This is a genomic window from Gemmatimonadota bacterium (assembly GCA_040388535.1).
Taxonomy (GTDB): Bacteria; Gemmatimonadota; Gemmatimonadetes; order Gemmatimonadales; family GWC2-71-9; genus Palsa-1233.
Genome location: JAZKBR010000001.1, coordinates 448,169 through 462,327, shown reverse-complemented (window position 1 = coordinate 462,327; position 14,159 = coordinate 448,169). Strand labels below are relative to the sequence as shown.

Here is a 14,159-nt window from a genome sequence, read left to right as displayed (position 1 = left end):
CGGTCAGCGCGCTGGGTGCGGGTCAGTGAGGATGCTGGTCACGGTGTCGGCATACTCGAGCCAGTCGTTCATCTGCTGAAGCAACTGCTCGGCACCCAGATCTGTGACGCGGTAGTAGCGGGCCCGACGATTGTGCTCGGTGACACCCCATTCGGCCTTCACGAGCCCCTTCTTCTCCATCCGGTAGAGCGCCTGATAGAGGGCGGCGTCTTCGAGGGCGAGCCGCTTGCCGCTCCGGGCCTCGAGCCAGGCGGTCACCTCGAAGCCGTGCATCGGCTGCCAGGAGAGGGCCTTGAGGACGAGGACATCGAGGGTCCCTTTGACGACTGGGAGGGGCATGGGGAAGTCCGGGTAAAGGAGCTTTATTAAGAGTCTTAGACAATACGGGCGTTGGGATGGTTGGTTTCGGAGGGTGATGGGTGACGGGTAACGGAGAAGGGAGGGAGGGGGATCAGTCTGTCACCCTGAGCGAAGCGAGGGGGCGGAGCTCCGGCTCCCTCGCTTCGCTCAGGATGACAAATTCCCGAATCCCCGCGTCCCTGTATGACTTCTAGTCAGTGTGCTGGTGGAGGCCCTCGCAGGCGTTACTACCAAGGAATCAATCAGTGCCCTCTCAGGAGTCCTCCCATGCGATCGTTCGCAGCTCTCTCGCCGCTGCTCCTGCTTGCCGCCGCGGCCGCCGGCTGTTCGGGTACTTCGTCCTCCGACAACACGGGGCGAGTTGCCCTCAAACTCTCAACCATTCCGGCCGGGAGCAGCGGTGCGTCATTGATGGCCCCTGGCCTCAGCGTCACGCTCGGGGGTGACGTCATCCTGATCGAGGATGTGCAGCTGGTGGCGCGGAAGATCAAGCTGCAGCGAGTCAACGGCAGTTGTCCGACACCGGTGGTCGACGAAACCAGCGGCACCGATGCCGATGAAGCGGGCACGGACGAGTGTTCCAATCTCCGGCTTGGCCCGATGTTGATCGCCCCGCCACTCATCGCCGGAGTCGCGGCGAGCTTCACGGCTGACGTCCCGATCGGCACCTACGACAAGATGACACTGCAGATCCACAAGCCGGCCGGTTCGAAGGACGCCGCCTTTCTCTCGGCCAATCCCGACTTCTCCGGCGTCAGCATCAGGGTAACCGGCACCTTCAATACCACTCCGTTCACGTTCACCACTCCGCTGACCTCGGTGGTCGAGATCGCCTTCCCGCAAGTGATCGAGGTAACGGGCGGCGACGTCACCGCGCTCACGTTGAAGCTCGACGTGCGCGACTGGTTCCTCGCCGACGGGGGCGCCTCGCTCGTGAACCCGCTCACACTGACGCAGCAGGGTCGTTCGCGAATCGAACAGAATATCCGCGCGTCGTTTCACGTCTTCCGCGACGAAAACGGAGACGGCATCAAGGACTAGCCGATGGGCGATGGGCGATGGGCGATACCTGCCTCGCCTCGAGCTGACCGGTGGTGCCGCGCTTGCGCGGCACCGGTCTTCGCGGCGGCGGGAGATCCCCTAGATTCCTGGCATGCCCCCCACCCCTTCGACCTGCATCACATGCGGCAAGCCCTTCGCGGCCAATCGCGAACTCGCCTCGATCCCCGATGCCAGCAAGATCGCCTTCGACCCGGCCCATCGCCGGGTCTGGCGCATTTGCGCCTCCTGCGAGGAGTGGAACCTCCTCGGCCCCGAGGCCTCGGCCGCGGCGCTGCCGGAGATTGAAGCGCGCTTTGCATCGGCGGTGCCGGCGACGCTGCCCCAACTTGCCTTGGCTCCAGCTCGCGTCAGCGACCGACTGGAACTGCTGCGACTTGGACCGCCTGCCGAGGACAGCGAGCCGAGCCGTGCGGCGCTGCGCCTGAAGCGAGAGGCCGACCGACGCGCGCGACAGCTTCGATGGGTGCCATTCCTCCTCGGAGTGACCGGGCTCGCTGTCCTGGGAGTGCTCTTCTGGTCAAGCAACGGCGATTGGATCGTGCCGATAGGGATGATACAGCTCTATGCGCTGGTCGCGTTCGTCACGGCGCTTTCCAAGAAGATGTACGGTGAGCGCACCTGGCGAGGTACGCTGCCTGTCAGTGCCACCCTCGCACTTGTGGCCACGGTCTGGCTCTACTTCGTCGCCGGATGGGACCACCTCAAGTACGGGCTTTTCGGAATGGCCGCGATGCTCCCGTACTTCTTCTTTCTCGAACCGCTGATCCGGCGAAAGGTCGGCATTCTCCGATTCACACTGGCCAATGGGCGGCGGCTTCGCATTTCGCAGGTCGCGATTCCCGACGTGACCATCTCCTGGGCACCAGAAGCAACCAATGTCACCCTGTACGACTTGCCTGACGGTCGCCCGCTGTCCGGGCCCGACGTGGCGAGAGTGTATCGGTTTTTGTATGGCGGGACTGGGAGCCCGGAAGATTTCAAGGCGATGGTACGCATCGAGGCGATCACAAGGGAAGCTTACGGATTGCTGCAGGCCGTCGGTGGCCTTCCCGGCCTGCTCCGCTCACTCGAGGGTTTCCGTCGTGAGCGCGACGGTCGGGTGCCAATCAGTGACCTTCCAATGCTCTATCGTGTGGCACTCGATCTTGCATTGTCGGCCGAGTACTCCGACTCGGATACACACGATGCCCTCCGCGACCGCGCCCTCGCGGCTGCCGAGGTGGCGGAAGAGGCCGAGGCGCTGGATGAGGAGCGGCGCTGAATCTCTGCCCCGTTGAGTGTCGCCCCTTCGACTGCGTTCGCCTCCGGCTCACTACCCTTCGACGAGCTCAGGGCAGGCCGCTCAGGATGACAAACTCCGTCATCTGTCATCTGTCATCGGTCATCGGTCATCGGTCATCCTTCACCCGCCACACCCACCACATCAACACCAGCTGCAGCGGCAACCGCAACCAGAGCAGCGCTTCGCCCCAGAAGGGAACGCCGCGTGCGCGATAGAGTCGCAGCATCTCGATGTTGGCAGGGAAGACCGCGATGAGCAGGAGCAGCAGTCCCCAGCCTGCTGCACGACGGGTGGCGGGGATGAGTAATCCGACCCCGCCAGCAATCTCCGCGACGCCGCTGAGAGCCACCAGGAATGCATGCGCCGGAAGGTACGAGGGCACGATGCCGATGTAGGCAGCGGGCCGAGTGAAGTGCAGGATGCCCGCGCCGATGAAGAGGATCGCGAGCAGCGCCCGCCCGATCCGGCGCCAGCGGTTCCCTCGCCTATCCATTATCTGTCATCGGTCATCGGTCATCGGTCCTCCGTCATCCATCATCCTGCTTTTCCTCACTTCCCCCGATTCGACGCCGTCCGGCCACGATTCTCGGTGTTCCGCGTCTCCGGCGCATCGTGCGCGTGCTGCTTCCGGATGGTCTGCGCCTTCTCTTCCTTCGCCTCTTCCTTCGCCTTGTCGAACTTGGGCTCGGGCTTGGTCTTGTCGGTCATGCTGCACATCCACGTTGGAGAAATTCCGATCGCTTCGTGAGTAGGACGCTCCCTGTGGAGCCGCGCGACACAGCAGGGCGAACGCGCGATGTGTAACGATGGCAGAGGAGACCGTCACCGAGAGCACACCGATGCCTCGGCATCCTCTGGTCCTTCAACCCTGGGTCACTCCCATGAATCCTGCTCCCTATCCGTCTCTCGCCGACACCGGGCTGCGTCCTGCCCCGGCGTTCGACGATCACACCTACAGTACCGGTATCAGCTGGAGCGCCGTGCTCGGCGGGGCGATCGTCGTCGCCTCGATGTCGTTCATCCTCCTCGCCCTCGGCGCCGGCCTCGGCCTTTCGTCGATGACCCCATGGTCGGCACCACGCGACACCACCAAGGTCATCGGCATGGCCACAATCGCCTGGCTGGTGATCATGCAGATCATCAGCGGCGGTCTCGGCGGCTACCTCGCCGGCCGCCTCCGCAATCGCTGGCTCGGCATCCACGGCGACGAGGCCTACTTCCGCGATACCGTGCACGGCTTCCTCGCGTGGGGCCTCGCCCTCTGCGGCACGATTGCATTCCTCGCGGCCGGGTCGGCCGTACTCGCCGGCGGTGCCTCCGCATCCCCTCCCGACACCAGGCAGGAAGCATCGACCAACGCCTACTTCGTCGATGTGATGCTGCGGCCGAGCACCCCCGCCGCCGCGCCGGCATCCCCCGAAGTGCGCGGCGAGCTCGAACGCATTCTTGCCCGTACCCTGCTGATGGCAACCTTTGCGAGCGATGACAAGGCCGCTGCCGGGCGGATCATCAGCCAGCAGACCGGCGTAGCGCAGTCAGCCGGTGAACAGCGCGCCAGCGATGTGGTCGCGATGGCCGCCAAGGCCGCCGAATCGGCCAAGGATGCCGTCGGCCATTCGTTGCTCTGGGTCTTCCTCGGCCTCCTCGTCGGCGCGTTCAGTGCAAGTCTCGCTGCGACGCTCGGTGGCCGCACTCGTGATCTGGTCCAGCGCGTCTGACGCTCACCCACTCAATCTCTGGAGGTTCCTGTGAAGTCGATGCTGCTCTGGTTTCTCGGAGTTCCGATTCCGATCATCATCCTGATTGCGATACTGACCTGAAAAACAGGATGACGGATGGCGGATGGTTGATGACAGATGCCCTGCGCTCGGGGCTGCAGCCTCCGTCATCTGTCATCTGTCATCTGTCATCTGTCATCCGTCACCACTTCTCAACGAGAGTACCCCATGTCACCGAAAGCCATTCTTCTTGCCATCACCGCCGTCGTGGGAACCGCCTGGACCGGCACCGCTTCCCGCACCGCGGCTTCTCCAGAATTCGTCGCCAATATGACGAGCTCCCAGGAAACTCCTGCGAACAGCTCCGGCGCTACCGGGACGGCCACGTTTCATGTGGCAGACAACAAGCTCCACTACGTCGTCCGCGTGAACGGTCTCAGCGGTTCGGCGACGGCGGCGCATATCCACGTCGGTGCGGCCGGCGTGGCGGGCCCGCCGGTCTTCACCTTCGACATCAAGTCGGGTGTGGGAAAGAACGGCGCCATCGCCGAGGGAACCTTTGACCTCAAGATGAGCGCCACAGCCAGCGTCACCGGCGACTCGCTGATGACGCTGCTCGGCAATGGCAATGCCTATGTCAATGTCCACACGGCCAAGTACCCCAACGGCGAGACGCGTGGTCAGGTGATGGTCAAGAAGTAGCTCAGCTCACCCTTTGCGCGCCTTCTCGATGGTGGCGACGTCGATCTTCTTCATCGTCATCATCGCGTCGAAGGCGCGCTTGGCCTCCTCACCGCCGGCTGCCATTGCCTCGGTGAGGACGCGGGGCGTGATCTGCCACGAGACGCCCCACTTGTCCTTGCACCAGCCACATTCGCTCTCCTGGCCGCCATTGCCCACGATCGCGTTCCAGTAGCGGTCGGTCTCGGCCTGATCTTCCGTCGAGATCTGGAACGAGAAGGCCTCGGTCTGCTTGAAGTACGAACCGCCATTCAGGCCGACGCAGGCCACGCCTGCGACGGTGAACTCCACCGTGATGGTGTCGCCTGCCTTGCCACTGGGATAATCGCTCGGCGCCTTGTGCACCGCGTCAACGCGGCTGTCGGGAAAGGTCGCGGCATAGAACCGTGCCGCCGCCTCGGCGTCCTTGTCGTACCAGACGCAGATGGTGTTCTTCGCCATATTCATGCTCCGGGTTGAGATGTCGGCTGCGAGCCGGAAATGAGGTCCGGATGTAGGACGCGTAATCCGGGCGAGGTGACACCCTCTGGTCGACCGGCACCACAGTTGACAAGGCGGCGACGCAGGTTCAATCTGCATTGTGAGGGCTCACCTGGGAGGCGCCGTGAGTAGTCTATCGGCATCCGGCGCGTGCGGAGGGGACGTGCGTGGCGGATCTTGACCGCGAGGACGTCCGCTCGCTGTTGCGGTCGTGCGTGCCGAGCACGGACGCACTGGAAGTATTCATCCTGCTCTCCTCGTCGCCAGACCGGGTCTGGTCGCTGCAGGAGGTCCGGGCGGCCATGCAGGGCACCACCGTCGCACAGCCCACGGTGGTGGGGTTCCTCGATGCCCTCCGCTCGTGCGGGCTCGCGGTCGGTGACCCCGCGACCGGGTTCCAGTACCTGCCCTCGACGCCGGAGCTCGCCATCGCCGCGGAGCATATCGTCCGCGCCTACAACGAAAGGCCCGTCACCCTGATCCGCACCATCTATGCGATCGCCGACGCCAAGGCCCTCGACACTTTTGCCAATGCATTCCGGATCAGGAAGCCCTAGATGGAGAGTATCAAGGTCATTCTCTACCTGCTGGCGACCCTGACGTGCCTGTTGTGCACGCTCCTTCTCTATCGCGAGTACCGCAAGCAACGGAGCCGGTTGCTGCTCTGGAGCGCCCTCTGCTTCGTGGGTCTCTCCATCAACAACGTGCTCCTCTTCGTCGACCTCGTCCTGATCCCGTCGGTCGACTTGCGGATCTACCGTCTTGCCTCGGCCCTGGTGGGAATGCTCTTCCTCCTCTACGGCTTCATCTGGGAATCGGCGTCGGAGTCGCGCCGGTGAGCGCCGCGATTGCCTTCCTCGCCGGAGCGGTCACGACGACCTACATCATCGCCGGCGTCTTCTTCCTGAAATTCTGGCGGCGGACGCGCGACCGGCTCTTTCTGAGCTTCGCAGGGGCATTCCTGCTGCTCGCCCTCAATCAGGCCCTGGCCGACCTGATCGAGGTCGATGATCCGCGCCGCGGCCTGGCGTACCTGCTGCGTGTGGTGGGCTTCCTGCTGATTCTCTATGCGATTGCGGAGAAGAACCTGGGCGCGCGCGGGCGCGTCAGGGCGCGTCCTCCCAGGAGCGGGAAAGGCGCTGGGCACAATTGATCACCCCGACCATGCTGTAGGTCTGGACAAAGTTGCCCCACTGCTCGCCCGTCGCCGGATCGATGTCCTCGGCGAACAGCCCATGCCGGTTGCGATAGGTCAGGACCTTCTCGAAGAGCAGCCGCGCCTGCTGGTGCCGTCCGATCACCGCCAGCGCTTCGATATGCCAGAAGGTACATACCAGGAACGCGCTGGTCATGTAGCCGAAGTCGTCCTGCTCATCATACCGCAACAGAAAATCGCCCCGTCGCAGCTGCCGATCGATCGCGTCCACGGTGCCGATGAAGCGCGGGTCGTCTCCCGCGACAAGACCGATCGCATGCAGGTGGAGCAGGGCTGCGTCAAGGTCTTTCCCGTCGAAGGTCGAGGTGAAGCTCCCGAGATCGGCGTTCCATGCGCGCCGGAGGATGACGTCACGGATTCGGTCCGCCTCTGCCCTCCAGTGGTCCGCCCGCTCACCCAGCCCGAGTCGTCGCGCAATGCGGGCGAGCCGATCAGAGGCCGCCCAGCACATCGCGGATGAGTAAGTGTGGATGCGGGCGATGCCGCGCAGCTCCCAGATGCCGGCGTCAGGTTGATCGAAGCTTGCGACCGCGCGGTCTCCCAGCCGTTCCAGCAACCGGAACAGCGCGTCGTCCCCGGGATGCGCCAGCCGGCGATCGGCAAACATCTGGCTCGCGGCGAGGATCGCCGCGCCATAGACATCATGCTGCACCTGGGCGGAGGCCTGGTTGCCGAGGCGCACCGGTCCCATGCCGCGATAACCCGCAAGCGTGTCACAGATGATTTCGTCGGGGACAACCCCACCATTTACGGCATAGACCGGCTGCAGCTCGGCGTTCGGCGACCCGGCGACCACGTTCACGATGTAGCGGAGATAGCGCTCCATGATGCGCGTCGCCCCGAGCCGGTTCAGTGCGCCCACCACGAAATACGCGTCGCGCAGCCAGCAGTAGCGGTAGTCCCAGTTGCGGCCGCTGCTCGGCGCCTCCGGGATCGACGTGGTGACTGCCGCAACGATGGCGCCGGTATCCTCGAAGGTGTTCAGCTTGAGGGTGATGGCAGCACGGATCACCGCCTCCTGCCATTCATACGGAATCGCGAGACTGCGCACCCAGTCGCGCCAGTACTGCGTCGTCTGTTCGGCGAGGCGCCGCCCGAGTTCGTTGATCGACTCGTCGATGGTTTCGTCGGGGCCAAGAATCAGCGTGATCGGGCCATCGACGACCAGCGGCCGCTCCTCGAGCAGGGCCGTGACCGGCGCGGAAGAGGTGAGCCGAAGCGCGAGCCCGGTGCCCTGATATCGCAGGTGATTGCTACCAAAGATCACCGGCGCTGGTGCAGCGCCGTGGTCGCGCGCCGGGCGCACGCGGATGCGAATGCGTGGTGTTCCCCCGAGCGGGCGAATGGTCCGGATCAGCATCATCGGGGCGACGACCCGGTCGTGCAGGCGGAAGCGGGGGCAGAAATCGGTGATCTCGACGCCGCTGCCGTGCGCATCCCAGAGTCGCGTGACGAGAATCGGAGTGTTTTCCTGGTAGGCCTGCTCGTGACGGTCCAGGTCCAGCAACTCGATCGAGTAGGATCCCCAGGGCACCGCCGCAACGGTGCCGTCCTGCAGGAGCGAGCAGAAGACCGGGTCGCCGTCGAAGCGCGGGAAACAGCCCCACACGACACTCCCGAGGGCGTCCACCAGCGGACCGATGGTGCCGTTGCCGATCAGCGCAAGATCAAGCGTGTTCACCTGGCGCTCTCCGTTACCTGGATTTCTCGCTCGAGCCACTCCCGGACGGCGCTGACATCCTCCAGGCGCCACCGTGCTATGGTGGCGCCGGCACCGACTTTCACCGAGACACCAGCCAGGCCGTTGACGACATCGAAGCCGTATTCATCGGTGGCATCATCCCCAAGAAAGACGGGGACCCGGCCTGCGAAGGGCGCCTCGGACATGAAGGCGACGATGGCTGCCCCCTTGTCCGTCCCCGCCGGCTTGAGCTCGATCACGCGCTTCCCTCGCTGGGTCATGAAGTCGGGCCCAAGCTCCAGCTGCAGCAACTTCATGAATTGATGCGCGAAACTCGCCAGTGAGGTGGCCCGGCGGTAGTGCAGGGCGAGCGACATCCCCTTGTCTTCTACCGTCAGGCCGGGGTGACGCGCCGCGACCGCGCGCAGCTGCGTGCGCACCTCTTCCCAGAGACGGGACGGTGCGCGAGGCGTTGTGCGGACGCCGCTGGCATCGCGCCGTTCGGCGCCATGCTGTCCCGCGACGGCGACGCGATGCGACGGAAAGAGGTGATCGATGTCGGCAATCGTCCGGCCACTGATCAGGGCGACCGCACCACCCGCGCTCTGCAAGAGCTGCTCGATCGCATCGCGGACGTCGCGGTCGACCCGCACCAGCCCGGGGGAGGCCGCCATTTCGAGCAGCGTGCCGTCGATGTCCAGAAAGTAGGCGCGATCTTCCGTCGCCAGTCGGTTCGGGGGCGGGAGTCGGGCCCGCGACCGACGCAGTGGCGAAATCACCGTGATCTCGCTGCGGAGATGGTGGTGCGGGAGTCGTCGTTCATTCCCCGGGCAATCAACCGGCTGTGGCGTCGCATTCGTGCCGCGTCGATGAGCATCTGTCCGGCCCACCGGTAGACATTGAATTCCTGGATGAGGCCTCGCATGAGCCGCATCCGGACCCGCTGTTCCGAGGGGGGCATGGCCAGGGCCATCGCGATCGCCGCCGCGCACTGTTCGGTGTCATACGGGTTGACGATGATTGCTTCCGGGAGATCGCGCGCGGCACCGGTGAACTGACTGAGAATGAGGACCCCGCGCTCGTCGTCGCGCGCCGCGACAAACTCCTTGGCCACCAGATTCATGCCGTCATGCAGACTGCTGACGAGCGCGAAATCGCTGCCGCGATAGTACTCGTAGACCTGCCGCGGCTGATGGTGCTCGACCTTGAGAATGATGGCCGGCGGGTGGTCGCCAGCGAACCGGGCGTTGATCTGCGCGGCCAGCGCCCGGACCCGGCTCTCGTAGTCCCGGTACTCCCCGATGTTCACCCGTGTGGGCGCCGCGATCTGCACGAAGGTGAAGCGACCGACCCACGCGGGATGCAGGTCCAGGAAGCGTTCCACGGCCCGCAGGCGCTCCTCGATCCCCTTGGTATAGTCCAGGCGATCCACGCCGACACCGACCGCGTGGTCGGCCGGCAACAGGTCACGATGCCGGATGGCCGTGCGACAATCGGAGACAGTGGTGTCGAGCAATTCAGGGGCTGGCGGCCACGCGATGGAAATGGGATATCGCTTGATGGCCGTGAGCTTCCCGCGATACGAGACGGTGAACATCTCCCGATCGACGCGCGCTTCCAGGTAACGGTCAACGGTGTCGACGAAGTTGTTGCAGTGGAAACCGGTATGGAAGCCGAGGATCGAGCTGCCAAGCATGCCGTCGAGCAGTTCATCGCGCCAGGGGCAGATGCCGAACGCTTCAGGGTTCGGCCAGGGGATATGCCAGAAGGCAATCACCGTTGCATCCGGAAGCAGTTCCTTGATCATCCGAGGCAAGAGCGCGAAGTGATAGTCCTGCACCAGGACAATCGGATCGGGCTTGCCTGACTCGGCGACCACCGCGTGGGCGAAGCGACGATTCAACCGGACGTATTCGTCCCAGTCGCCGGTCCGGAATACCGGCCGCACGTGCGCGTTGTGGCAGAGGGGCCAGAGTCCCTCGTTGGCGAAGCCGTAGTAGTATCCCGCTTCCTCTTCCGGCGTCATCCACACGCGCCGCAGCCGATAGCTCGGTGCGTCGGGTGGCACGGCGATGCGATCGTGGCTGTCGACCGTCTCGCGGTCCGCTGTGCCGCTCCCGTGCGCGATCCAGGTCCCGGAGCAGGCCCGCATGATCGGTTCGAGTGCGGTGACCAGGCCGCTCGCGGGTCGCCAGACCTCAACACCATCCGGCGTCTTCATATGGATGTACGGTTCCCGATTCGATACCACCATCACTTCCTGCCCCGGCAAATCGTCGCGCAGGATTCCGCGCAGCGTATCGACGGTCCAGGTGACCTGGTCGACGTCCCGGGCGCGATGCTCGGCCTCGAGGTCGGCGATCAATGCCCGGAGGTCGCGCGCAATCGGGCGCAGCTCCGGCATGTTGGGTTCGACCGAGGGTCGCAGCAGCCCTTCACCACGGGTGAGCGCCCGAAAGCCTCGCTCCCAGCCGCGCCAGCTCAATTGCGCGACCACGACCGTGATCAGGGACACCACCAGCGCGAGTCCGCCAATGAAGAAGAAGAGATACTGCCGCGTCTCTTCGCTCCGGCGCGCGACAAACCCCATATCGTGCAGTAGCACCAGGGTGCCGGCGGTCCCCCCGCCGGATTCCAGCGGCTCCAGCGAGACCAGGAGTGGTCCGTGCGCGCCGGTGATGAAGCGACTTTCCAGGGTCGTGAAATGCGCCAGGTTACCGCACTGGATGTCGGCAGGAAAGGTGGCGGTCCCGAACAGGCTGTCGCCATTTGCCGGACAGAACGCGAGGGCGTAGAGGCGTTCGTCCTGTCCGATCCGGGTGAAGTACTGCACCATCCGCGTGCGGTTGCCGGTCGCCAGCAGGTCCTGGAGGGGATCCTCCACCGTCGTGGCTATCAGGTGGGAGCGGATATCGAGGTCGCGGACGAACCAGCGCAGGGTGAGTTGGTCGGCAAGCGGAACCACAAACCAGGCGAGCAGCGCCAGGACAATCAGCAGGGGGGCGACGAATCGAAGTGAGAGGCGCAATGCAGATTCTCCTGCAGCCGGGGAACACGGCGACCAACGCACCTTAACGAATCACGACGGTATTGGTCCACCCCCGGTACCGCCGACCGTTGCAGTGAGCAACCTCGACGATTCAGGCACTCGCGCGTCATCACACGCGCAATGCTGCATCTGGCGTGTCTGGAATCCCCGCTCCGCCGTCCCCTTGCCTGAAGTCCACCATTCTGCAGGAGTCCAGCCAATGAGCGACGACAAGAAAGTTATCGAGACAACCGAAGTGACCACCGAGACCGAGCACGACTCCGATCTGGGCCGTGACAGCAAATACAAGAAGGAGACCACCGTCAAGACTGAGCGGACGGTCGAAGTGGAGCCGGAAGAGCGGCCGATCATCGTCATCAAGAACTGACGCAGTCACCCTGAACGCAGTGAGGGGGCGGAGTGTCGTACTGAAACGATGCTCCGCCCCCTCGCTTCGCTCAGGGTGACTTTCTCTACTCGATGTTCCGCCCCCTCACTTCGTTCAGGGTGACTTGCCCAGCGCGGCCTTGAGCGCCGCCGTACCACCGACCACCGGAATCGTGAACGATGATCCATCGAGGTCGATGGTGATCTCGCTCCCCGGCGCCGGGTGCAGGGTGAACCCCGCATCGCTCGAGAAAATCATCAACGCGAGCTGCTGTCCGGGGAGGATCACCTGGTCATCCGCCTGCAGCGGGAAGGTCATCGTGTAGAACTTGCCGGGAGTGAGCGGCGTGCCCTTCTCCTTGGAGGTGTAGTCTGCGTCGCTGGTGAGTGACTTGTAGTTCTGCGGATCCGCCCAGCCACGCGTGACCACTCCCACCTGTCCTGCGCTGCCAATGCGCGTCGAGTCATACGGCAGCGTCACCAGATATACCGAGAGGTTCACGGCCGGCTTGCTCGCAGCAAGCTTGAGCGTGACGACAGTGCGACCCGAGAGATGCACGGCCTCCTTGAGCGCCGGGAGCGCGTAGAGCAGGCGGTTGGGCGAAGAGCCGGCAAGCGCCATCGTCGCAGGAGAGACGTGGACGTCGTCGGTCAACTTCTCGCTGCCCTGCGATCCCGCCTTTGCAAACTGCAGCGTGCCCACGGCCCTGCCTCCCTTGGTGAGATGCAGCTCCACCGCGGCCGAGCCAGGAAGCGGGTAATCCGAAAAGAATGCCGGCGCCGGAGTCGGGGTGAATCGCGGGCGGCCAGGCGCTGCCTCAGGCGCAGGCGCCGCGACCGCGTTGGACTGCACAATCATCACGCGCGGCAGGGTGTCGACGCCGTTGTTGACGCCATAGAGATAGTGGGCCCACCACTTGGCCTGGATCTCCTGTGGCGGTGGCGCGCCGTGGCCACCCTGGCTCATGTAGAGCTTCGCAGACGGGAGCCGCTTCTTGAGCGCGTCCCACATCCGGATGGTATGCTCCGGCATCACATTCCAGTCGTTGAAGCCGTGCGCGAAGAGCACCGCGGCGTGGATGTTTTTCACCAGCGGCGTCTGGTCGCGATCGGCCCAGAACTGGTTGTAGTCGCCGCTCTGACGATCGGCCTGGGCGAAGATGCCATCGCGCCAGATGCTGTCACACGCCTGGCGCACGCGACCCGAGTGAACGAAGTCGTACAACGCGTGCACGTCCTCGCCGAGGTAGCCGCCGGGTGAACGGACCAGGCCGTTCGAGCGGTAGTAGCGGTATTGCGATGTGTTGGGCGAGATCGGAATGATCGCCTCGAGTCCCTCGACGCCGGTGACCGCCGCGGCGAGAGGCATCGTCCCTTCATACGACGTGCCGGTCATCCCGACCTTGCCGCTCGACCACGAGGATGCGTACACCTGCACGTTGCCATCGATGGTGGTGAATCCCTTCGCGCGGCCATTGAGCCAGTCGATGGCAAACTTCGGCGTGATGTTCTCGATACCGTCACCCACAGTTGGGCAGCCGGACGACAGGCCGGTGCCGGCATTCTCCACCGCAACCGCGGCGAAGCCACGCGACACCCAGTTGGTCGGCCCCGGATTCAGGCGCATGCTGTCACTGAAGGGGCGGAACGGTGTGAGGATGCGCGCCGGCGATGGTGCACCCAGCTCCTGGTTGACATCCCAATCGACCGAGTTGCCGTTGGTCGGCCCGATGTACGGCGATGAGAGCATCAGCGTCGGGATCTTGAGCCCGGCCTTCTCGGCGGCGCCGGGTCGGGTGACCTGCACGTGTACCCGATCGAGCTTGCCGTCGTGGTCGCTGTCGAAATTGGTCTCGACCCAGAGCGACTGCCGGATGATCTGGCTGGTGTCGGCGAATTCGAGCACGGGCTGCATCATCCCGTCTTTCACGATCGGGGCGAGCTTGCCGTTGGGGCCGATCCCTGAAGCGGGTGGTGGTCCGGGGGGGCCGCCGCGATTCTGGGCTGCGGCAGCGCTGAACTGTGTCAGCGCAAGGGCTACGGTCAGTGAGAGCGCAGCGCGGAAACGGCTCGTGGCAGAGATCATGGCAGATCCGATTTGGTGGTTCGCTGTAACGGGGAGGTCAGGAAGGATACGTCGGGATTGCTGGCTGGGTTGGGTTGTCACCCTGAGCCTTGTCGCCCTGAGCGCTGTCGCCCTGAGC

General features: G+C 64.5%; 16 protein-coding genes. 8 read left to right on the top strand and 8 right to left on the bottom strand.

Annotated elements, in window-relative coordinates; translation table 11 throughout:
- Window positions 1-3: 3 nt before the first annotated feature.
- On the bottom strand, window positions 4-339 hold the full coding sequence (locus tag V4558_02200) for a PadR family transcriptional regulator (protein MES2304282.1): 336 nt from the start codon (window positions 337-339) through the stop codon (window positions 4-6).
- 288 nt (window positions 340-627) lie between these two features.
- Here V4558_02200 and V4558_02195 point away from each other — a divergent pair, with 288 nt between their 5' ends.
- Both V4558_02195 and V4558_02190 read left to right on the top strand, forming a co-directional pair.
- Window positions 628-1,401, top strand: coding sequence for a hypothetical protein (locus V4558_02195; protein ID MES2304281.1), 774 nt, complete (start codon window positions 628-630; stop codon window positions 1,399-1,401).
- A gap of 112 nt (window positions 1,402-1,513) precedes the next feature.
- Entirely contained in the window at window positions 1,514-2,683 is a 1,170-nt protein-coding gene (locus tag V4558_02190; GenBank protein MES2304280.1) for a hypothetical protein, read from the top strand.
- A gap of 127 nt (window positions 2,684-2,810) precedes the next feature.
- Here V4558_02190 and V4558_02185 read toward each other — a convergent pair whose 3' ends face one another.
- Both V4558_02185 and V4558_02180 read right to left on the bottom strand, forming a co-directional pair.
- The gene (locus V4558_02185) at window positions 2,811-3,197 is read right to left on the bottom strand and encodes a DoxX family membrane protein (GenBank protein ID MES2304279.1); all 387 of its coding nucleotides are present in this window, start codon (window positions 3,195-3,197) and stop codon (window positions 2,811-2,813) included.
- Between the two features lie 56 nt (window positions 3,198-3,253).
- Window positions 3,254-3,412, bottom strand: coding sequence for a hypothetical protein (locus V4558_02180; protein MES2304278.1), 159 nt, complete (start codon window positions 3,410-3,412; stop codon window positions 3,254-3,256).
- Window positions 3,413-3,585: 173 nt separating this feature from the next.
- Between V4558_02180 and V4558_02175 the strand changes: the two genes are divergently transcribed.
- Window positions 3,586-4,422, top strand: a complete 837-nt coding sequence (locus V4558_02175; protein MES2304277.1) for a hypothetical protein — start codon at window positions 3,586-3,588, stop codon at window positions 4,420-4,422.
- Window positions 4,423-4,650: 228 nt separating this feature from the next.
- Entirely contained in the window at window positions 4,651-5,124 is a 474-nt protein-coding gene (locus tag V4558_02170; protein ID MES2304276.1) for a CHRD domain-containing protein, read from the top strand.
- A 6-nt stretch (window positions 5,125-5,130) separates the two neighbouring features.
- Here the strand turns inward: V4558_02170 and V4558_02165 are convergent, their stop codons facing one another.
- Window positions 5,131-5,610 (bottom strand): VOC family protein, encoded by a 480-nt coding sequence (locus V4558_02165; protein ID MES2304275.1) that lies wholly within the window; start codon window positions 5,608-5,610, stop codon window positions 5,131-5,133.
- Window positions 5,611-5,810: 200 nt separating this feature from the next.
- On the opposite strand from V4558_02165, the gene V4558_02160 reads away from it, so the two are divergent.
- Genes V4558_02160 through V4558_02150 form a run of 3 tightly spaced genes read left to right on the top strand, consistent with a single transcriptional unit; the run spans window position 5,811 to window position 6,796 of the window.
- Window positions 5,811-6,200 (top strand): hypothetical protein, encoded by a 390-nt coding sequence (locus V4558_02160; protein ID MES2304274.1) that lies wholly within the window; start codon window positions 5,811-5,813, stop codon window positions 6,198-6,200.
- The gene (locus V4558_02155) at window positions 6,201-6,482 is read left to right on the top strand and encodes a DUF5985 family protein (GenBank protein MES2304273.1); all 282 of its coding nucleotides are present in this window, start codon (window positions 6,201-6,203) and stop codon (window positions 6,480-6,482) included.
- On the top strand, window positions 6,479-6,796 hold the full coding sequence (locus tag V4558_02150; GenBank protein ID MES2304272.1) for a DUF5985 family protein: 318 nt from the start codon (window positions 6,479-6,481) through the stop codon (window positions 6,794-6,796). The genes V4558_02155 and V4558_02150 overlap by 4 nt, the downstream gene beginning before the upstream one ends.
- On the opposite strand, the gene V4558_02145 is transcribed toward V4558_02150, so the two are convergent.
- From V4558_02145 to V4558_02135, 3 genes are read right to left on the bottom strand one after another with little or no spacing between them, the layout of a single operon-like run.
- Window positions 6,750-8,540: a glycoside hydrolase family 15 protein gene (locus V4558_02145; GenBank protein ID MES2304271.1), complete on the bottom strand. Its 1,791-nt coding sequence runs from the start codon at window positions 8,538-8,540 to the stop codon at window positions 6,750-6,752. The genes V4558_02150 and V4558_02145 overlap by 47 nt on opposite strands.
- The gene (gene otsB, locus V4558_02140) at window positions 8,537-9,319 is read right to left on the bottom strand and encodes a trehalose-phosphatase (GenBank protein MES2304270.1); all 783 of its coding nucleotides are present in this window, start codon (window positions 9,317-9,319) and stop codon (window positions 8,537-8,539) included. The genes V4558_02145 and otsB overlap by 4 nt, the downstream gene beginning before the upstream one ends.
- A complete protein-coding gene (locus V4558_02135) occupies window positions 9,316-11,568 on the bottom strand; it encodes a trehalose-6-phosphate synthase (GenBank protein ID MES2304269.1) in 2,253 nt (750 codons plus the stop codon). The genes otsB and V4558_02135 overlap by 4 nt, the downstream gene beginning before the upstream one ends.
- Window positions 11,569-11,788: 220 nt before the next feature.
- On the opposite strand from V4558_02135, the gene V4558_02130 reads away from it, so the two are divergent.
- Window positions 11,789-11,956 (top strand): hypothetical protein, encoded by a 168-nt coding sequence (locus tag V4558_02130; GenBank protein ID MES2304268.1) that lies wholly within the window; start codon window positions 11,789-11,791, stop codon window positions 11,954-11,956.
- A 114-nt stretch (window positions 11,957-12,070) separates the two neighbouring features.
- Here the strand turns inward: V4558_02130 and V4558_02125 are convergent, their stop codons facing one another.
- A complete protein-coding gene (locus tag V4558_02125) occupies window positions 12,071-14,041 on the bottom strand; it encodes a Xaa-Pro dipeptidyl-peptidase (protein MES2304267.1) in 1,971 nt (656 codons plus the stop codon).
- Window positions 14,042-14,159: the final 118 nt, after the last annotated feature.

What these genes read in the sequence shown, in the direction of transcription:
- V4558_02125 (MES2304267.1), bottom strand. Translation starts at nt 14,041, where the DNA reads ATGATCTCTGCCACGAGCCGTTTCCGCGCTGCGCTCTCACTGACCGTA.
- V4558_02180 (MES2304278.1), bottom strand. Translation starts at nt 3,412, where the DNA reads ATGACCGACAAGACCAAGCCCGAGCCCAAGTTCGACAAGGCGAAGGAA.
- V4558_02170 (MES2304276.1), top strand. Translation starts at nt 4,651, where the DNA reads ATGTCACCGAAAGCCATTCTTCTTGCCATCACCGCCGTCGTGGGAACC.
- V4558_02155 (MES2304273.1), top strand. Translation starts at nt 6,201, where the DNA reads ATGGAGAGTATCAAGGTCATTCTCTACCTGCTGGCGACCCTGACGTGC.
- V4558_02200 (MES2304282.1), bottom strand. Translation starts at nt 339, where the DNA reads ATGCCCCTCCCAGTCGTCAAAGGGACCCTCGATGTCCTCGTCCTCAAG.
- V4558_02130 (MES2304268.1), top strand. Translation starts at nt 11,789, where the DNA reads ATGAGCGACGACAAGAAAGTTATCGAGACAACCGAAGTGACCACCGAG.
- V4558_02185 (MES2304279.1), bottom strand. Translation starts at nt 3,197, where the DNA reads ATGGATAGGCGAGGGAACCGCTGGCGCCGGATCGGGCGGGCGCTGCTC.
- V4558_02175 (MES2304277.1), top strand. Translation starts at nt 3,586, where the DNA reads ATGAATCCTGCTCCCTATCCGTCTCTCGCCGACACCGGGCTGCGTCCT.
- V4558_02190 (MES2304280.1), top strand. Translation starts at nt 1,514, where the DNA reads ATGCCCCCCACCCCTTCGACCTGCATCACATGCGGCAAGCCCTTCGCG.
- V4558_02195 (MES2304281.1), top strand. Translation starts at nt 628, where the DNA reads ATGCGATCGTTCGCAGCTCTCTCGCCGCTGCTCCTGCTTGCCGCCGCG.
- V4558_02165 (MES2304275.1), bottom strand. Translation starts at nt 5,610, where the DNA reads ATGAATATGGCGAAGAACACCATCTGCGTCTGGTACGACAAGGACGCC.